This window comes from Flavonifractor sp. An91 (assembly GCF_002159225.1).
GTDB classification, from domain to species: domain Bacteria; phylum Bacillota; class Clostridia; order Oscillospirales; family Oscillospiraceae; genus Flavonifractor; species Flavonifractor avicola.
The window spans coordinates 1-17969 of the sequence record NZ_NFHA01000044.1 but is presented as its reverse complement, the minus strand read 5'-3'; the positions used below and the strand labels follow the sequence as shown (position 1 = coordinate 17969).

At 60.6% G+C, this 17969-nt stretch carries 17 protein-coding genes; 15 read left to right on the top strand and 2 right to left on the bottom strand.

All coding sequences use genetic code 11. The features are described from left to right. Window positions 1–1058: 1058 nt before the first annotated feature. Complete coding sequence (locus B5G42_RS15985; RefSeq protein ID WP_162611131.1) at window positions 1059–3236, top strand: M28 family peptidase; 2178 nt, start codon at window positions 1059–1061, stop codon at window positions 3234–3236. Window positions 3237–3295: 59 nt separating this feature from the next. On the opposite strand, the gene spoVAC is transcribed toward B5G42_RS15985, so the two are convergent. Beyond that, a complete protein-coding gene (gene spoVAC, locus B5G42_RS15980; RefSeq protein ID WP_087272488.1) occupies window positions 3296–3736 on the bottom strand; it encodes a stage V sporulation protein AC in 441 nt (146 codons plus the stop codon). Window positions 3737–3857: 121 nt separating this feature from the next. On the opposite strand from spoVAC, the gene B5G42_RS15975 reads away from it, so the two are divergent. The 9 genes from B5G42_RS15975 to B5G42_RS15935 all read left to right on the top strand — a co-directional run bounded on the left by B5G42_RS15975 (window position 3858) and on the right by B5G42_RS15935 (window position 11765). After that, on the top strand, window positions 3858–4508 hold the full coding sequence (locus tag B5G42_RS15975; RefSeq protein ID WP_087272485.1) for a MerR family transcriptional regulator: 651 nt from the start codon (window positions 3858–3860) through the stop codon (window positions 4506–4508). Beyond that, window positions 4489–4806, top strand: coding sequence for a YbjQ family protein (locus B5G42_RS15970; protein WP_087188284.1), 318 nt, complete (start codon window positions 4489–4491; stop codon window positions 4804–4806). Before B5G42_RS15975 ends, B5G42_RS15970 begins: the two co-directional genes overlap by 20 nt. A 3-nt stretch (window positions 4807–4809) precedes the next feature. Beyond that, window positions 4810–5529, top strand: a complete 720-nt coding sequence (locus B5G42_RS15965; protein ID WP_087272482.1) for an ABC transporter ATP-binding protein — start codon at window positions 4810–4812, stop codon at window positions 5527–5529. Beyond that, on the top strand, window positions 5522–7111 hold the full coding sequence (locus B5G42_RS15960) for a hypothetical protein (protein WP_087272479.1): 1590 nt from the start codon (window positions 5522–5524) through the stop codon (window positions 7109–7111). Before B5G42_RS15965 ends, B5G42_RS15960 begins: the two co-directional genes overlap by 8 nt. 86 nt (window positions 7112–7197) lie before the next feature. Next, window positions 7198–9087, top strand: a complete 1890-nt coding sequence (locus tag B5G42_RS15955) for a S41 family peptidase (RefSeq protein WP_087272476.1) — start codon at window positions 7198–7200, stop codon at window positions 9085–9087. A gap of 163 nt (window positions 9088–9250) precedes the next feature. Then, on the top strand, window positions 9251–9973 hold the full coding sequence (locus B5G42_RS15950; protein ID WP_087188280.1) for a WecB/TagA/CpsF family glycosyltransferase: 723 nt from the start codon (window positions 9251–9253) through the stop codon (window positions 9971–9973). Window position 9974: 1 nt separating this feature from the next. Further along, entirely contained in the window at window positions 9975–10646 is a 672-nt protein-coding gene (locus tag B5G42_RS15945) for a dTMP kinase (protein ID WP_087188279.1), read from the top strand. Window positions 10647–10657: 11 nt separating this feature from the next. Then, a complete protein-coding gene (locus B5G42_RS15940; protein ID WP_087272473.1) occupies window positions 10658–11203 on the top strand; it encodes a DJ-1 family glyoxalase III in 546 nt (181 codons plus the stop codon). Further along, window positions 11181–11765 carry a 5-formyltetrahydrofolate cyclo-ligase gene (locus B5G42_RS15935; protein ID WP_087272471.1) on the top strand — a complete coding sequence of 195 codons (585 nt, stop codon included), beginning with the start codon at window positions 11181–11183 and terminating at the stop codon, window positions 11763–11765. Before B5G42_RS15940 ends, B5G42_RS15935 begins: the two co-directional genes overlap by 23 nt. A 46-nt stretch (window positions 11766–11811) precedes the next feature. Here the strand turns inward: B5G42_RS15935 and B5G42_RS18415 are convergent, their stop codons facing one another. After that, window positions 11812–11964: a hypothetical protein gene (locus B5G42_RS18415; RefSeq protein WP_164475038.1), complete on the bottom strand. Its 153-nt coding sequence runs from the start codon at window positions 11962–11964 to the stop codon at window positions 11812–11814. 101 nt (window positions 11965–12065) lie between these two features. Between B5G42_RS18415 and mltG the strand changes: the two genes are divergently transcribed. From mltG to B5G42_RS15910, 5 genes are all read left to right on the top strand, one after another. Continuing rightward, window positions 12066–13277 (top strand): endolytic transglycosylase MltG, encoded by a 1212-nt coding sequence (mltG, locus tag B5G42_RS15930; RefSeq protein WP_087272469.1) that lies wholly within the window; start codon window positions 12066–12068, stop codon window positions 13275–13277. Continuing rightward, window positions 13270–14484 carry a peptidase U32 family protein gene (locus tag B5G42_RS15925; RefSeq protein WP_087272466.1) on the top strand — a complete coding sequence of 405 codons (1215 nt, stop codon included), beginning with the start codon at window positions 13270–13272 and terminating at the stop codon, window positions 14482–14484. The genes mltG and B5G42_RS15925 overlap by 8 nt, the downstream gene beginning before the upstream one ends. Window positions 14485–14572: 88 nt before the next feature. Next, on the top strand, window positions 14573–15064 hold the full coding sequence (locus B5G42_RS15920) for an RNA polymerase sigma factor (RefSeq protein WP_087272463.1): 492 nt from the start codon (window positions 14573–14575) through the stop codon (window positions 15062–15064). Continuing rightward, a complete protein-coding gene (locus tag B5G42_RS15915) occupies window positions 15061–16476 on the top strand; it encodes a hypothetical protein (RefSeq protein WP_087272460.1) in 1416 nt (471 codons plus the stop codon). Before B5G42_RS15920 ends, B5G42_RS15915 begins: the two co-directional genes overlap by 4 nt. A 303-nt stretch (window positions 16477–16779) precedes the next feature. Then, entirely contained in the window at window positions 16780–17937 is a 1158-nt protein-coding gene (locus B5G42_RS15910; protein WP_087272457.1) for an iron-containing alcohol dehydrogenase, read from the top strand. Window positions 17938–17969 lie beyond the last annotated feature (32 nt).

Here is a 17969-nt window from a genome sequence, read left to right as displayed (position 1 = left end):
AATCTCTATTACATCACGATCTTTTTTTCCACGTTCCAGCATCTCCCTCACCTCCACCTCTATCTTATCTCATCTAAATGAAAAAGCCCAGCTTTTGCTGGACTTTTTCGACAGGCTGAAGTCCCCCCGGCAGTGCCGGGGGGACTTTTTATGTTGAGAGGTTTGCCGCATTTTTGCCCAGGAACAGCACAACCCCCCGGCCATCCATCGTGACCGGGGGGCTACTTTTCGACCTGGGGTTCAATCACTTGGTCTACCTCTACTTTCTACAGATTTGCCACGCATTGGGAAGGACTCGGTTTTGGGATTCGCCTGGATCACTGTCTCCTGCAACGTACTACCCTGATTTCCGTCTTCAGCGAACTTCGCATCTGAGGTTTCCGGGTCTCCTCGCTTCAATGAGTTTGTTGGGAACACGTGTTGCCTAAAACGAACCGTTCCTTTTCCTTCTGCGTTGAGGCTTTGATGATTTGGACTTTACTAGCCCATCGGGTTCACCTCTTTCTTTCTGGCTTTAGTATACTATTGGGTCTGCCGTTTGTCAAGTCTTTTTTATTTGTTTTTCACAATTTCTTATCTTCTCTCTTATTTGCTTCCAGCATATTTACACATACCCAGATCCATCCCACTTACCCGAAATTCAGGATTGACACCTGCATTGACCTGTGGTATAAATTGTATGTTCGTTTTTGAACGCCTGTGCGAATGCACGTCCTGACCATCCTTTCACAAGGATCAAGGCTACACGGACGGCCGGGTCAAATGCCGAAAACCCGTCGAAGAGCCGGGGACCGTACCGCGGGTACGGACTGGCAACTTTGTTGCCTTATTGATTGAGCGGAAAGGCTCAAGTTTTATAAGTTGGTTACTTCATAACCGATGCGTAGATACGCACATCAACTTGTGAACGGTCAATAAGAGTGATGAATCGGACTGCACGGTACGGGCCCCCGTAACAGGCGAACTATAACTCTCTTTGTGTTCCAGCCATGGTGTGTATCTGCGCCATGGCTTTTTTGCTGCCTTTCCGCTCCACACGTTTGGAGGAGAGAAAAAAGATGAGGAAACGCCTGATTGCCGCAACCGCTGCAGCAGCTCTGCTGCTGTCCCTGACTGCCTGCTCCCAGCCGGATAAGCAGCCGGAGCCCTCTGCCGGACAGGATACCCAGGCCCTGGTATCCGCCTATCTGGAGCAGGTAGACCAGGAATACGCCTACCAGATCGCCGAGACCCTGGCCTATGATCCCGCCTATCTGTCCAACGAACTGGGCTGGCGCACCGCCGGTTCCGATGCCGAGCACGCTGCCGCCGACTACATTGCCGCCGAGATGGAGTCCATCGGCCTGACGGTGGAGAAGGTGCCTGTCACTGTGGATAAGTGGCAGTTCAACGACGCCTCTCTCACCATCGCCGACACCGATATCCAGATCATGCCCGCCTCCTACGCCACCAACGGCACGGACGCTGACGGCATTACCGCCCAGCTGGTGGATGTGGGCACCGGTACCGCCGCCGAGTACGAGGGGGTGGACGTGGAAGGCAAGATCGCTCTGGTGGGCGTGGACCAGTGGAATGTGGCCTGGATCGACCAGTATATGAATGAGGCCGCTCTCCACGGCGCCAGCGCCATCGTCACCTACGATGTGGGCGGCTACGCCACCTATTCCGACGACATGATCAATATGCAGGACGTTTGCTCCAAGGATGTGATCCCCTGCGTCAGCATCAGCAAGAACCAGTATCTCCAGCTGGCGGAGGCTCTGGCCGCGGGACACGACACCGCTACCCTGATGGTGGACAACGTCATGGAGCCGGAGCAGGGAACCAGCTACAATGTGGTGGGCACCCTGAAGGGCCGCAGCTCTGAGCAGCAGATCCTGGTGGCCGGCCACTATGACGTCTACTTCAACGGCTTCCAGGACGACAGCTGCGCCATCGGCCTGGTGCTGGCCATGGCCAAAGCCATGGTGGATTCCGGTTACCAGCCGGAAAACGACATCCGCTTCATCGCCCACGGCTCCGAGGAGTGGGGCGCCTCGGGCACCCAGTTTGACTGGACCACCGGCGCCTGGGAAATGATCAACACCGCCCATCCCGAGTGGGCCGGCAAGACCATCGCTCTGCTGAACTTTGAGCTGCCCGCCTTCTACGACGGCATGGAGGAGGGACAGATCAGCTGCGTCCCCGAGTTTTCCACATTGACCCAGTCCTTTGTGGAAGAATCCGGTCTTTTGACCCAGCCTGTTAACAACGTGTACCCCGGCGGCATCAGCGGCCAGTCGGTGGACACCAACACCATGGAGGACGGCGTCTCCTACCGGGCCTCCGGCGTACCTTACTTCATCAACATCCCCGGCACCCAGGACGGCGAGGAGGGTTGGATTCAGCAGCGCTACCACACCGCAGCCGACGACCGGGATACCTACAGTGCCGACGTGATTCACACCAATCTGAACACCTTCGGTACGCTGGCCATCTACCTGGATCAGACGCCCGCCCTGGAGCTGGACCTGACCGCCACCTGCGACGATCTGGCGGAGGCTCTGGACGCCGATCTGGTGGCCGCCGCCGGCGGCGACGGCGAGGCCTACACCACCGCCCTGGAGACGCTGCGGACAGCTGCCGACGGGTGGAACCAGGAAATCGCCGCTGTCAACAGCCGCTATCAGCAGGCTCTGTCCGAAGGAGCCAGCCAAGAGGACCTGGACGCCATCCGGGCCGAGGGCCGGGCACTGAATGCCAAGACCCTGGAGGCCTTCCGCTTTGTCCAGGACCACTTCATCGGCATCGCTTCCACCTCCACCATTCTCATCAAGCATCAGGCCTATCAGGAGAATATCGCTCTGATCTCCGGCGTGGTCGACGCCCTGGAGCAGGGAGTCCTGGGCAATGAGGAAGGCACCGGCGCGCTGGATCTGGCCTGGATGATCAACGGCGGCACCGAGTACGGCTACTATAATTTCAGCCTGGAGACCAACGCCCGGTCCAAGGAGGCTCTGCTGGAGGACTCCAACCCGGGCAACCTGTTCTGGGGTACCGGCAAGGGCTCCATCCTGGCGGAAACCTATCCCGCCACGATGTCTCTGCTGGCCAAGAGCATGGAGGAGGCCCCCTCCTTTGATGAGGAGATTGCCCTCTACAATGACGCTCTGTCCCAGCAGCAGCAGCTTCTGGCCCAACAGGTGGCTGAAGAGACGGCCGCCATGGGTGAGCTGACCCAGCTGCTTCAGGCTTAACCCAATGAAAAGACGCGGAGCACGGCTTTGCCGTGCTCCGCGTTTTCTGTTTAGCGCAATCAGGCACCCATCAGTACCAGGATCACACCATAGATCACACTGGCCACCAGCCCATAGACAATAACCGGCCCGGCGATGATAAACATCCGGGCGCCTACCCCCAGCACCAGTCCCTCGCTTTTGAACTCCAGGGCGGGAGAGGCCACCGCATTGGCAAAGCCGGTGATGGGTACCAGAGTACCCGCTCCAGCGTGCTGGGCCAGCTTATCAAACCACCCCAGGGCGGTGAAAAAGGCGGAAAGGAAAATCAGCGTGACGGACACCGCCGTCCCGGCGTCGGTCTTATCCAATCCCCAGCTCTGGTACAGGTCGCTCAGTCCCTGTCCCAGGGTGCAGATCAAACCGCCCACCAGAAAGGCCCAGATCAGATCCTTCCACAGGGGAGAGGGCTTGGCCATCCCAGCCACATAGCGGCTGTACTCCTCGTTGGTCATGTCCATGGTACGCGCCTCCTTTTCCTCCATTATGTCCGCCAGCCACGGGAATATGTACAATGGAATATTTTTTTCTTGACTTTCCACCCGGTGGAGGGTATACCTTTTTGCGTCGGAGGTGAGCGGCATGAAGATCAACGAGGTGGAGCAGCTTGTGGGCGTCACCAAGCGCAACATCCGCTTTTATGAAAAAGAGGGGCTGCTGAACCCCGGGCGCAATGCGGACAACGGTTACCGGGACTACACCGACGCCGACGTGGAGGCCCTGCGTAAGATCAAGCTGCTGCGGAAGCTGGACGTACCTATGGAAGAGATCCGGAAAATGCAGCAGGGCATCCTGACCCTGGACGACGGCCTGCGGCGGCACATCATTCAGTTGGAACGGGAGCAGGCCAACCTGGCCACCATCCGGACCCTGTGCCAGACATTGGCCGACGCCGGCCAGCAGCTGGCCGACCTGGACGCGGACCGGTGGCTGTCGGAAATGGACCGTATGGAAGGAGAGGGGACCCGCTTTGTGAACATCCATAAGAAAGATACTGTGTCCCACTACATCCCGCCGGTGGTATGCGCCCTACTGTTCGTGGTCCTGATGGGGGGCGTCATGGCCCTGGTGGTGTGGGCCGCTGTGGCCTTCCCCACCGACGCGCCCCCGTTGCCGGTAGTGGTGGTACTCACCCTCATCCCGGCTGTGTTCATCGTCGGGGTCCTGCTGGCCCTCATCCAGCGCATCAAACAGATCCAAGGAGGAGAAGAAAATGCTGCTTCTAAATATTGAGTACATCCCCGGCAAAGAGATCCAGGCCCTGGGTATCGCCAAGGGCAGCGTGGTCCAGTCCAAGCACTTCGGCAAGGACTTTATGGCCGGTATGAAGACCCTGGTGGGCGGCGAGATCGAGAGCTATACCAAAATGCTCACCGAGGCCCGTCAGATCGCCACCAAGCGCATGGTGGATGATGCCGAGGCCATGGGGGCCGACGCCGTGGTGGGCGTACGCTATACCTCCGCCTCCATCATGCAGGGCGCGGCTGAGATCACCGCCTACGGCACCGCCGTCAAAATCGTGGAGGGATAACCCATGCTGCACATCGAACACTTTTCCAAGACCTACCCCGGCGGCAAGCGGGCGGTGGACGGCCTGAGCCTCCATGTGGCCCCCGGTGAGATCTTCGGGTTCATCGGCCACAATGGTGCGGGCAAGACTACCACCCTCCGGGCAGTGGCGGGTGTCATGGACTTTACAGAGGGCACCATCACCATTGACGGGCACAACGTCCGTACCGACGCTCTGGCCGCCAAGAAGGTCACCGCCTTCCTGCCCGACAACCCCGACCTCTATGAATTTCTCACCGGCATTCAGTTTCTGAATTTCATCGCCGATCTATACGAGATCTCCGGGGATACCCGTCAGAATCTCATCGCCAGGTACGGTGACGCTTTTCAGCTCACCGGCAATCTGGGCAGCCCCATCGGCAGCTATTCCCACGGCATGAAACAGAAACTGGCCCTCATCTCCGCCCTGATCCGCCAGCCCAAGCTGCTCATTTTGGACGAGCCCTTCGTGGGTCTGGACCCGTCGGCGGCCCACCTGCTCAAACAGTTCTGGGCGGAGCTGTGCGCCGCCGGCAGCGCGGTATTTTTCTCCACCCATGTGCTGGAGGTGGCCGAAAAGCTGTGTCATCGGGTGGCTATCATCAAACAGGGCAAGCTGATCCGCATGGGCAATACAGCTGAACTGGTGGGAGACTCCACCCTGGAGGACGTATTCCTGGAACTGGAGGGAGACGGGCATGGCTAAATTTCTCGCCCTGCTGAAGCTGAATTTCCGCTCCCTGCTCTCCGCCATGCGGGTGGGCCGGAAGAAGCGCTCCTTCTCCGGCATAGGCGCCCTGGCCCTTCTGGCCGGGTTGTCGCTCTATATCTCCGGGGTGTACAGTTCCCTGCTGGCCGGACAGCTGGCGGCGGTGGGGGCCCTGCCCCTGCTGCTGGTGCTCATGTCCCTGGTGGCGGTCCTGCTGGGTTTCTTTTTCTCCCTCTTTGCAGCCCAGGGCGTGGTATATGGGGCTAAGGACAACGACCTGATGCTCTCCCTACCCATTTCCCCGTTTACCCTTATGCTCTCCCGTACCCTGGCGCTCTATCTGGAAAACCTGGTATCCACCGTGTTCGTGCTCCTCCCCGCCGGGGTGATCTATCTGTGGTACGGCGGGCCGGGAGGTTGGGCGGTGCTCCCGCTGCTGCTGGTTTCCGCCCTCTTTCTCAACCTGCTGCCCACCCTGCTCACCCTCATCATAGGCTTTGTGCTGGCCTGGCTGTCCGGCCGGTTTTCCCGGAAGGCCCTGGCCTCCACCCTGCTCCAGCTGCTCCTGCTGGCTCTGATTCTGGTGGGCTCCTTCTGGCTGAGCGCCGCTGCCAACAATATGGAAAATGCCGTCCCCGCCATCCTGTCCTTCTTCCAGGGCTGGGGCCGTCCCTTCCTGCTGCTGGCAGAGGGGGTGAGCGGCGGAAATCTGCTCCAGCTGGCGGCTCTGTGGGCCCTGTGCCTGGTCCCCTTCCTGGTGGTAGTGTGGCTGTTGGCCTGGCAGTATAAGGCCATCATCACCCGGCTGTCCACCCACCGGACCCGCTCGGATTACAAGCTGGGCAGGCTGTCCTCCTCCAGCCAGCGGGGCGCCCTGCTGCGGAAGGAGGCCCGCCGGTGGTTCGGCACCCCCAGCTATGTATTCAACACCGGAATCGGTCTGCTCCTGCTGCCCGGCGCCGGGGTAGCCGCTCTCATCTACCGGGAATCCATCGCACAATTTTTAGAGATGGCTGGCGGCCTAGCTCTGGCTCCGCTGCTGCTGGCAGGCATTACGTTCTGCCTGTCCACCGTTGCCATCACCGGCTCCTCCATCAGCCTGGAGGGCAAGCAGCTCTGGCTGCTCCAGTGCGCCCCCGTTCCGGTGACCACCATTCTGGGCATGAAGGTGGCCTTCCAGCTGCTGGTCATCCTGCCCTGTCTGGCAGTGGGGTGGCTCATGCTCTGTCTGGCCTTTGCCCTAACTCCGGCAGAGTGGATACTCCTGCTGGTTGACGGATTACTCTTCGCCCTGATGTGCGCCCCCTTCGGGCTCTGGATCAACCTCCACTTCCCCAAGCTGGACGCCGTCAACGACGCCGTGGTGGTCAAGCAGTCGGCCGCCGCCATGCTGTCCACTTTCCTGCCCATGGTTCTGGTCCTGCTCTTTTTCCTGCTGTGGTTCTTTTTCCTGGAACCGCTGGGCAGCGTGGGTCTGCTGCTGGTATACGCCGTTATTCTGGCCGCTGCGGCTGTCCTCTCCTTCTTTGCACTTGTGCGCCAGGGGCCCGCATTGTTCCGCAGTCTGGAGGAAAAATGACAAATTGCTACAAAGTGGGGACGGGCCTTGCGCCCGCCCCCGCTTTGCTCTAAAATGGGGTTACATAATATTACGGGAGGCGTACTATGAAACTTCGCTTTCGCCTGCCGGCCGTGGGGCTGGCCGCAAGCCTTTTGCTGACAACTGCTGCCCAGGCGCTCAATCCCTCTCAGGCTCTGACGCTGCTGAACTGGTACTACCTGGACCCTCTTCCCGACCAGGTATTTGAGCAAACGGATATGAACGGGATTATCCAGGCCCTCGGAGACCCCTACACCGAATATTTTACCGCCGAAGAGTACGCCGCCTTTCACGCCTCTCTCTCCGACTCTGAGCTGGTAGGCGCCGGCGTTTCCATTCAGCTGGCTGACGATGGTCTGCTGGTAACCCGCGTGATCCCCGGCTCCGCCGCAGAGGCGGGTGGTCTGCTGGCAGGAGACGTAATTACCGCCATCGATGGCCAGTCTTGTATGAAAATCAGCCTGGAGCAGGCCTCCGCTCTGCTGGGCGGCGAGGTGGGGACCTCCTTCCAGCTGACTTATCTGCGGGACGGCCAGGCCCACACCGTCACCCTGACCCGCTGCGCCTTTGTGGTGCCCACCGCCTATACTGAACTTTGGGAGGACCACATCGGCTATGTGGCCTGCGACGCCTTTGGTCCTGAAACCGCCGGTCATGTGCAGGAAGGTTTGGAAACCTATGGCAGTCAGGCCGACCACTGGATCATGGACCTGCGCAACAACGGCGGCGGAGAAGTGACCGCCGCTCTCAACACCATCAGCTATTTTGCTGGTCCCAACGATCAGCTGGTTTATATGCGGGCCAGCGACGGCTCCATCAACGCCCAGGGCAGTCAGAGCGCCCAGATCACCGATGAACCGCTCATCGTCCTGACCAACTTCTATTCGGCCAGCGCCTCCGAGCTGTTTGCCTCCGCCATTCGGGACACTGGCTCCGGCCTGCTGGTGGGAGACCGCACCTACGGAAAAGGAGTCGCTCAGATCCTGTTGGACAGCACCCTCTTTCCTGCCTTTTTCTCCGAGGGCGATGCTCTGAAAATGACCGCCTATCGCTTTTTCGGGCCTGCCGGTACCAGCAACGACACCATCGGCGTCATGCCGCACCTGCTGCTGAATCCGTCCCTGGCGGACGAGGCCGCCGTGCTTCTCTCCAGTCCCGAGCCCCAGGGAGACACCTCCGGTACGGCGCGCATTGATCTGAACGGTGCCTGGTACATCGATTTGGAACAAGCCTGCTCCACCTCCTACCAGGCTGCCTTTACCGCGCTGCTGGAGGCTCTGCCCGACGGAGTCCTGCTGCGGACAGGCACCGGTGATGGCTGGGAGGCCACCACCGCCGCCGATCTGGCCGCCGCCTGCGGCCTCAGTGGCTATCACCACCGGGGGTTCTCCGACACCGCTCAGTCCCCCTATGCCGATGAAATCGGCCTGCTGGCCACCTACGGCGTGGTACTGGGCGCGGGAGACGGCACCTATCGTCCCGCGGAAGCTCTGACCCGGGGACAACTCTGTACCCTGCTGGCCCAGGCCCTGAACTGCAAGGTTCCTACCGGGGAGAGTGCCTTTACCGACGTGTCCATGGACGACTGGTACGGTCCCTCCGTCAATGCCCTGGCCTCCATGGGACTGGTAAACGGCGTAGGCGGCGGTCGCTTCGCCCCCAACGATCCGGTGAGCCACGAGCAGTTTATCACCATTCTGTCCCGCCTGGGCAGGAAACTTGATCTGGATCTGATCCAGACCTGGCAGAATCGTCCGGAGGCGGCGTTCGCCGAGTATCAGAACTATTCCTCCTGGTCCTGGGCGTCGGTATGGCTGCTGGCACAGGATGAGGACGGCCTGCTTTGGGCCGCCCCCAGTGAGATCGATCCCGCCGGAGTCACCACCCGGGAGGAGGCTGCCGCCCTGACCTGCACTCTGCTGTGCAAGCTGAATCTGCTTCCCTCCCTGATCTGAGCCAAAGCGCCCTTCGCTGTGCGAAGGGCGCTTTTCCGGCTTTCTTCACAGAAACTTTATCATTTCCACCCTCCTTTCTCCCTGTTTCCGCATGGACTTTTCTCTTCCGCTATGGTAGAATGGTGTGAAATTATGGACTTGATCCAATCGGAGGCAATTCATTTTGAGGACAGATGTTTTGGGCGTCGGCTTCGACGACCTGACGTTGGATGAGGCGGTACAGACTGGCTCCGGGCTGGTGGAGGCGGAAGGTTTTCACTATGCTGTGACCCCCAACCCGGAATTTATTCTGGCCGCCCGGAAAAACCCCGAATTCAAGCAGGCCCTGCTGGGGGCTGACCTGGTGCTGGCCGACGGCATCGGTGTGATCTACTCCGCCAAGATTCTGGGCCGCCCCCTGAAAAGCAAAGTGCCGGGCATCGATTTTGCCCAGCGACTGGTGGCATGGATGGCGGAACACGGAAAGCGGCTCTTTCTGCTGGGCGCCAAACCCGGCGTGGCCGAGCTGGCCGCTGCCAACCTGAAGAGTACCTATCCCGGACTTATTGTCTGCGGTACCCACGACGGCTACTTCAAGGAGGACGGTCCGGTGGTGGAGGAAATCCGCGCCGCCGCCGCAGATGTGGTCTTTGTCTGTCTGGGCGCGCCCAAGCAGGAGTTCTGGATGGTACAGAACGGTCCCGCCACCGGCGCGCACCTGATGATCGGCCTGGGCGGTTCCCTGGACGTCTTTGCCGGCGTGGTGGAGCGGGCCCCCAAGGCCTTTCAAAAGCTGGGGCTGGAATGGCTCCACCGGCTCATCAAGGAACCTAAGCGCATCGGACGCATGGCCAAGCTCCCCCTGGTGCTATGGTATGCCGTAGGCGCCCGGGTCAGGAGGCGCTGATATGGCAGGAAAGCTGATCGTATTTGAGGGAACCGATGGCTCCGGCAAGTCCACCCAGTTCAAGCTGCTGTGTCAGCGGCTGGAGCAGGAGGATATCTCCTTCCGCCGTCTGGTCTTTCCCCAGTATCAGGAGCCCTCTTCCGCCCTGCTGCGGATGTATCTGGGCGGCGAGTTTGGCTCCCATCCCTCTGACGTAAATCCCTATGCCGCCTCCACCTTTTATGCGGTGGACCGGTACGCGTCCTGGAAAAAAGTGTGGGGGGACTACTACCGGAACGGCGGTCTGGTGCTCTCCGACCGGTACACTACCTCCAACGCCGTCCACCAGGCCAGCAAGCTACCTGAGGACCAGTGGGAGGAGTTCTTTCATTGGCTCTTCGACTTTGAATGCTCCAAGCTGGGCCTGCCCTTCCCCGACCAGGTGATTTATCTGGATATGCCCACAGAACGGGCCGTGGAGCTGCTGCGCAGCCGGGAGGCGGCCACCCATACCAAAGGCGATATTCACGAAGTAGATACCGATTATCTGGCCCTGTGCCGCCGCACCGCTCTGCGGGCAGCTGACTGTCTGGGCTGGCACAAGGTCCCCTGCGTGGACCAGACAGGGCGTCTGCGCTCCACGGAAGAAATCCACCAAGACATCTGGGCTATGGTGGCCCAAATCATAAAATGAGGTGCTGTTGAATGGTAGCTATTTTACTGGGTAACGGGTTTGAAGAGAGCGAAGCTCTGGTCCCCGCCGACCTGCTGCGCCGGGCTGGTGTCAAGGTAGCTCTGGTGGGCCTGGACGGACTTCAGGTCACCGGCAGCCACGGGATCACTGTCACGGCGGACACCACCCTGGACCAACTGGAGCCCGACCAGCTGCGGATGCTCATGCTTCCCGGCGGACTGGGCGGCGTAGAGGCCATCAGCGGTGATATGCGGGCTCAGGCCCTCATCCAGCGCTGCTATGATCACGGCTGCTGGCTGGCCGCCATCTGTGCTGCTCCCACCATTCTGGCCAACCTGGGGATGCTGGACCGCCGCAACGCGGTGTGTTACCCCGGTATGGAGGATCTGATGGGTTCCGCTGTAGTGCAGAAGGGTTCCTCCGTAGTGGTGGACGGCCACATCGTCACCGGCGAGGCCGCCGGTTCCGCCTTCCCCTTCGGCCTGAAGCTGGTAGAGATCCTGAAGGGGCCTGCCGCTGCTGCCCAGGTAAAGGATGCCGTCCACTATCACGGCTGAGAAGGCCCGCCTGCGCCGTCAGGCACTGGACTGGCTGGCCACGCTGTCATCTCAGGCTCGGATCGCCGGAGATGAATCCCTGTTTCGCCGTTTTCTGGCCCTGCCTCAGATAGAGTCCGCCCGGACCGTCCTGCTCTACCACGGCATGGACACCGAGCCGGACACCGTCCGGCTGCTGTCACCCCTGTGGGATATGGGAAAGCAGGTGTGTCTGCCCAGGTGCCTGCCGGGGAACCAAATGGAGGCCAGGCTCGTCCAAAGGGACAGTACCCTCATCCGCCATCCCTACGGAATGCTGGAACCGGGCCTGGACTGTCCCCTCATCCCGCCGGACCAGATCGATCTGGTTCTGGTGCCCGGGCTGGCCTTTGACCGCTCCGGCGGCCGGCTTGGGCGGGGCGGCGGGTATTACGACCGCTGGCTGGCCGGATTTTCCGGCATCACCGCCGCGCTGTGCCGGGATGGACTGCTGATGGAGGCCATTCCCCGTCTCCCCCACGACCTGGGGGTGGATCTGGTGATCACTGAAACCAGCCTGTACGGCCCGTCCGCACCGGGATAGGAGAAAAGCGGGGCCTGAGGCCCCGCTTCCCTGCGGTACGTACGGCTTAGCAGCAGCCGTCGTTGCAACCGCAGTTGTTATTGCAGCCGCAGCTGTTGCCGCAGCTGTTCCCGCCGCCGCAGCAGCAGCACAGCAGGATGATGATCAGGATGATCCACAGGCAGCTGTTGCCGCCAAAACCGTTATTGCCGAAACACATTGTCGTCTCACCTCACTTGCTTTAACTGACCTATTCTATGCGGAGGGAGCAATCGTGGTTCCGGCAGGCCACTGTTTTTCATTCGGTTAGGAGTTGAACCTATGTCTCAGGAAGATTATCACAACGAGGGCCGTCAGGAGACCTCTTCCCACGCCAACCATGGCGGAAAACGTCTGGCGCCTTCCAGCCGCTCGTCCGGCCGTGCCCCCTCCGCCCCGGAGGGACAGCCCCGGCCCCGGCCCCGCAAGAAGCGCAAGCGTCTGGGCTCATGGGGTATTTTGATCTATGTGGTATGCGTACTGGGCGCCTCCGTTCTGCTGGCGGGGGTTAGCTGGATGTGGGCCAACGACATCCTCGCCCTGAACAAAGCCCCCCTCACCGCCGTGGTGGAGATTAAGGAGGGCGACACGGTGGATCAGGTGGCCGACAAGCTGAAGGACGCGGGCCTGATCGAGTATAAATTTGTATTCAAGCTCTTCTGCAGCTTCACCCACGTCTCGGGTCAGGCTGGAGATGACAATGCCAAGATCACCCCGGGCAGCTACGAGCTGAATACCGACATGGACTATCGTGCCCTCATCAGCAGCATGGGTTCCAGTTCCGCCAACCGGCTCACCACCACGGTGACCATCCCGGAGGGCACCACAGAGGCCCAGATCTTTGAGATGCTGGAGAAGGCCGGCGTGGCCACGGTGGAAGATCTGGAGGAGACCGCCGCCAATTACGACTTCAAGTTCTCCTTCCTCCAGGGCGTGCTGCCCCTGGGCGACGCCAAGCGTCTGGAGGGCTACCTCTTCCCCGACACCTACGAGTTCTATATGGGTGAGGACCCGGTGAGCGTGCTCAACAAGATGATCCTCCGCTTTGACGAGATCTTCACCGACGAGATGCGCCAGACCATGACGGACAAGGGCATGAGCGTCAACGACGCCGTCATCATTGCCTCCATGATCGAGAAGGAAACTGACGGCACCGACCAGGGCAAGATCTCCTCGGTGATCTACAACCGTCTCAACAACCCCACCAGCGAGACGGCGGGCTATCTGAACATCGACGCCACCATCCTGTATGTCACCGGAGGCACCCAAGTAAACACGCAGGCGGATACTCCCTATAACACCTATACCCACAAGGGACTCCCCCCCACCGCCATCTCCTGTCCCGGTGTGGACGCCCTGAAGGCGGCGGTGAACCCCGACTCTACCAATTACTACTACTATGCGCTGGGCGACGACGGGGTACACCACTTCTTCCGCTCCAGCAGTGAGCACCAATCTTTCCTCAATAGCCAGGAGCTGTACAAGAATGACTAAACAAATCGAACTGCTCTCCCCCGCCGGGGACATGGAACGGCTGAAAATGTCCCTGGCCTACGGGGCGGACGCGGTCTATCTGGCGGGCAATGATTTTGGTATGCGTGCCTTTGCCGGCAACTTCACCGAGGAGGAAATGCGCCAGGCGGTGGAACTGTGCCACAGCAAGGGCGTATCCATCCACGTTACCTGCAACACCATGCCCCGCAACGACGAGGTGGCCCGGCTGCCCCAGTGGCTGGAGTACCTCCAGTCTCTGGGGGTGGACGCCGCCATCGTGGCCGACGTAGGTGTGCTCTCTTTGCTGAAAAAGCACGCTCCCAAGGTCAAGGCACACATCTCCACCCAGGCCAGCATCTCCAACTATCAGGCTGCCCGTGCCTGGTACGACCTGGGTGCCAGCCGGGTGATTCTGGCCCGGGAGCTGTCCCTGGATGAGATTCGGGAGATCCGTGCCAAGGCCCCCAAGGAGCTGGAGATCGAGGCTTTTGTCCACGGCGCCATGTGCGTCAGCTACTCCGGCCGCTGCCTGCTGAGCAACTATATGACCGGCCGGGACGCCAACCGGGGCGCCTGCGCCCAGCCCTGCCGCTACAAGTACGCTTTGATGGAGGAAAAGCGCCCCGGGGAATACTTCCCCATCGGCGAAGATGAGGGCGGCGCCTTCATTATGAACTCCCGGGATATGTGCATGATTGACCACATTCCGGAGCTGATGGAGGCTGGGCTCAACTCCCTCAAGGTAGAGGGCCGGGCCAAGAGCGCCTACTACGCCGCCGCTGTCACCGCCGCCTACCGCCACGCCATCGACGCAGCGGCCGCCGGTCAGCCCATGGACCCGGTGTGGCGGGAAGAGGTGGACAAGGTGAGCCACCGCCCCTACTCCACCGGTTTCTACTTCGGCCAGCCCGGCCAGTATACCGGAGACGCCCGCTATGTCCGGGAGTGGCAGGTGGTTGCTATCGTCACTTCCTGCGATTCCGAGGGCAACGCCACCCTGTCCCTGCGCAACAAGTTTGCCGTGGGAGACGAGCTGGAGCTGGTGGGCCCCGACGTGGCTGCCACCCCCTTTACCGCCGGTGCCATGGAGGATGAAAACGGCTGGCCCCTCACTGAGCCCCGTACCCCCCAGATGGTATTCCGCATGAAGCTGCCCCGTCCGGTGCCCCCTCTGTCCATCCTCCGGGCCTGCCGGGAAAATTCCTGATATGCAAAAGTCCAGGCGAAATTCGCCTGGACTTTTTTGTGACCTGGAAGTCTGCCCAGTCGTTATATGGGTGAAAGGAGGCGGTACGATGAAGGAACAAGACTCGTTGACCAGGCGGTTTGAATCAGCCTATGCTGCCTATGGCACATCGGTCTACCGGCTGGCCATGGTCTATCTGGGCTGCCCGGCGGACGCCGAGGATATCACTCAGGAGGTCTTTCTCAAGCTGCTGTACAAGGCCCCCGCTTTTGCCGACAGGGAGCACGAGAAGCGCTGGCTGCTGCGGGTGACCGCCAATCTGTGTCGGGATCAACTGAAAAACTTCTGGAGGCGTCAGACGGTGGCCCTGGATGAGAGCTGCCCTGTGCCGGAAGGCCCGGATCGGGCGGTGCTTGAGACCATTCTGGCTCTGCCCGAGACCTACAAGGGCCCCATCCACCTTCACTACTACGAGGGCTACTCGGTGGCGGAGGTGGCAGAGATCCTGAAGCTGAGCCAGTCAGCGGTAAAAATGCGGCTGAAACGGGGCCGGGAGCTGCTGAAACTGGAACTGGATACCGGATGGGAGGGAAGCATATGAACACCCGGGATTATCGCAACGCAATGGACCAGCTGAACCCCGCCCCCGATCTGGAGGGGCGTATCAAAGAGCAGCTGAATCTGCCCTCCATGCGGCAGGCACACCCCCGCAGGCTGGCGGGCAAGGTTCTTGCGGCGGCCGCCGCCATCGCCTGCACCTTTATGGTGGCTATGGCAGTGAGCCCTCAGCTGCGGACGGCGGTGCTCACCTTCTTCCACCTGGAGGAAACCGAGCAGGTGCCCGGCCCTGTGGGCGAGGCGCCAGAGGAACCGGAAATGACCCAGACCACCATTGACGGTCTGGTGGAGGCCCAGTATATCCGTCTCCCCAACGCCGGGGCGGGCTATGACTACGGTGTCGGCACCCTGTTTCAGGCAGAGCGGGCTGACGACGGCACCCTCCTAGCCCGCCACTACTGGGCGGCGGAGGGGGATCAGCTGGTCCCCCTGGAGACCCACACCACCCGGTTTTCCACCACCTGGGAGGGCGTGACCTATACCGACACCGTCTACTGGTGCGAGTATGAGGGGGCAATCTCCTGCCATTGTGACGGCACCGCCGGCTATGCCCTGGACTACGACTGTAATGCCATCGCCATCCCCGGCTCCACCGACAGCGTCATCCTCCGTCTCAGCCAGGGCAGCCAAATGGACTACCGGCAGTACCCGGTGCTGCTGGACCTGGAAACCGGAGCAGTCACCGACCTGCTGGATGGCACCGGCTGGGAAAAGGCCGCGCCTCTGACTGACATACGGTGGTCAGACGATTTGTCCGCCGCCATTCTGTCCAGCGACCGCACGGGCTGGTTCTACTGTGACCGCACGGCCCAAACCACCACCGCCCTGGACGAGCTCACCGGCCTGGAGGTATTCAGCGCCTGGTTTGATCAGGACGGCGCCCTGATCCTGCTGACCCTCTCCGGGTCGGAAGGGGACTGCTACGATGTCTGGACCTGGCAGCCGGAGAACGGCCAGCTGAAGCGCACCTTCTCCCAGCTGCCGGTCTACCAGTCCCGGGAGGAGAACCCCCACGGCTTCCAGTTCTTCTTTGGCGGCAGACGGGGCATCTATGTGGCGGAGGACGGCACGGTATCGGTGCTGGACCTGGTTACCGGTGGGACCACCATTGTGGAGGATTTCTTATTGTCCCAACAGGAGAACGCCACCTTGATCGCCAATACTTCCGGCACCAAGGTTCTGTTTGCCAGCTACGACGACCAGGCCGACGGGCTTGGGATATCCAGCCTTGGAGTCATGGACCTGGAGCGCGGCGTGTTCACCCTGCTGGATCGGGAAAATTACGACGCCCTGCACGAGGGCTCCCTGAGCTGGTTCGATGAGGGCCGGGTAGCCATCACCGCCCACGGCAAGGAGGACTACAACGAAACCTATCTCTACCTCTACCGTTTCTGACCGGCAGGCGGCCCGCGTATCTGCGCGGGCCGCCTTTTTCTTGTACTGTTTCGCGTTGGAAGCAGATTGTTGTTATTGTCACAACAAGGAGGAAATAGTTCCCAATTTCTCACATTCCCGCTTCTAAACCAATTAGTTTTATTTTAAAATGTTATTGTCATATTTTTAACTTATATGTCACAAATATAACAACATTTTGTTAAAAATTAAACTTTTTAAAACTTATTGACAACTTTAATTTGGCAGATTATACTTGCGTCAATCATTTGGGCGCAGGCGCCCGGCACAAGGAGGAAATCTGCTATGTCCACTTACTACTTCCTGCCCACCCGCAATGTGTTCGGTGAAGGAGCCGTCAATGAGATCGGTGCGCTGATGAGCAGCCTGAACGTCAGCCACGCTATGATCGTCACCGACAAGTTCCTGGCCCAGTCCGGCATGGCCGCCTCCATCCAGGAGATCCTGTCCGGCTCCGGTATCCGGTCGGTGGTCTTTGACGGGGCCGAACCCAACCCCACCGACAAGAACGTGGAGGCAGGCGTGGCCTTCTTCCAGCAGAACGGCTGCGACTCCATTATCTCCCTGGGCGGCGGCTCCTCCCACGACTGTGCCAAGGGCATTGGCCTGGTGGCCAGCAACGGCGGTACCATCCACGACTACGAGGGCGTGGACAAGGCCTCCAAGGACGTGGTCCCCCTGATGGCCATCAATACCACCGCCGGCACCGCCTCTGAGATCACCCGCTTCTGCATCATCACCGACACCACCCGCAAGGTGAAAATGGCCATTGTGGACTGGCGAGTCACCCCCAAGATCGCCGTCAACGACCCGGTCCTCATGAAGGGGATGCCCGCTTCCCTCACCGCCGCCACCGGTATGGACGCCATGACCCACGCCATTGAGGCCTATGTCTCCACCGCCGCCAACGTGCTCACCGACTCCGCCGCCCTGATGGCGGTGAAGATGATCTACCAGTACCTGCCCAAGGCGGTGGCCAACGGCGACTACATGAAGGCCCGGGACAAGATGGCCTACGCCCAGTATCTGGCGGGCATTGCTTTCAATAACGCCTCTCTGGGCTACGTCCACGCCATGGCCCACCAGCTGGGCGGCTACTACAACCTGCCTCACGGCGTATGCAACGCCATCCTGCTGCCCTATGTGGAGGAATTCAACCTCATCGGCAACCTGAATCGCTTCCGGGATCTGGCCCAGGCCATGGGGGAACAGATCGACGGCCTGTCCACCGGGGATGCCGCGGCCAAGGCCATCCAGGCCATCCGCACCATCAGCCGCCAGGTGGGTATCCCCTCTGACCTGAAGCAGCTGGGGGTCAAGCCGGAGGACTTTGAGATTATGGCGGAAAACGCCATGAAGGACGTCTGCTGCCTCACCAATCCCCGCAAGGCCACCAAGGCCGAGATCATCGAGATCTACCGCCGGGCCTACGAAGGCGAATAAGAATCTCCGCCGGGCGTGCCTCAAGGCACGCC

What these genes read in the sequence shown, in the direction of transcription:
- B5G42_RS15985 (WP_162611131.1), top strand. Translation starts at nt 1,059, where the DNA reads ATGAGGAAACGCCTGATTGCCGCAACCGCTGCAGCAGCTCTGCTGCTG.
- spoVAC (WP_087272488.1), bottom strand. Translation starts at nt 3,736, where the DNA reads ATGGACATGACCAACGAGGAGTACAGCCGCTATGTGGCTGGGATGGCC.
- B5G42_RS15975 (WP_087272485.1), top strand. Translation starts at nt 3,858, where the DNA reads ATGAAGATCAACGAGGTGGAGCAGCTTGTGGGCGTCACCAAGCGCAAC.
- B5G42_RS15970 (WP_087188284.1), top strand. Translation starts at nt 4,489, where the DNA reads ATGCTGCTTCTAAATATTGAGTACATCCCCGGCAAAGAGATCCAGGCC.
- B5G42_RS15965 (WP_087272482.1), top strand. Translation starts at nt 4,810, where the DNA reads ATGCTGCACATCGAACACTTTTCCAAGACCTACCCCGGCGGCAAGCGG.
- B5G42_RS15960 (WP_087272479.1), top strand. Translation starts at nt 5,522, where the DNA reads ATGGCTAAATTTCTCGCCCTGCTGAAGCTGAATTTCCGCTCCCTGCTC.
- B5G42_RS15955 (WP_087272476.1), top strand. Translation starts at nt 7,198, where the DNA reads ATGAAACTTCGCTTTCGCCTGCCGGCCGTGGGGCTGGCCGCAAGCCTT.
- B5G42_RS15945 (WP_087188279.1), top strand. Translation starts at nt 9,975, where the DNA reads ATGGCAGGAAAGCTGATCGTATTTGAGGGAACCGATGGCTCCGGCAAG.
- B5G42_RS15940 (WP_087272473.1), top strand. Translation starts at nt 10,658, where the DNA reads ATGGTAGCTATTTTACTGGGTAACGGGTTTGAAGAGAGCGAAGCTCTG.
- B5G42_RS15935 (WP_087272471.1), top strand. Translation starts at nt 11,181, where the DNA reads ATGCCGTCCACTATCACGGCTGAGAAGGCCCGCCTGCGCCGTCAGGCA.
- B5G42_RS18415 (WP_164475038.1), bottom strand. Translation starts at nt 11,964, where the DNA reads ATGTGTTTCGGCAATAACGGTTTTGGCGGCAACAGCTGCCTGTGGATC.
- mltG (WP_087272469.1), top strand. Translation starts at nt 12,066, where the DNA reads ATGTCTCAGGAAGATTATCACAACGAGGGCCGTCAGGAGACCTCTTCC.
- B5G42_RS15925 (WP_087272466.1), top strand. Translation starts at nt 13,270, where the DNA reads ATGACTAAACAAATCGAACTGCTCTCCCCCGCCGGGGACATGGAACGG.
- B5G42_RS15920 (WP_087272463.1), top strand. Translation starts at nt 14,573, where the DNA reads ATGAAGGAACAAGACTCGTTGACCAGGCGGTTTGAATCAGCCTATGCT.
- B5G42_RS15915 (WP_087272460.1), top strand. Translation starts at nt 15,061, where the DNA reads ATGAACACCCGGGATTATCGCAACGCAATGGACCAGCTGAACCCCGCC.
- B5G42_RS15910 (WP_087272457.1), top strand. Translation starts at nt 16,780, where the DNA reads ATGTCCACTTACTACTTCCTGCCCACCCGCAATGTGTTCGGTGAAGGA.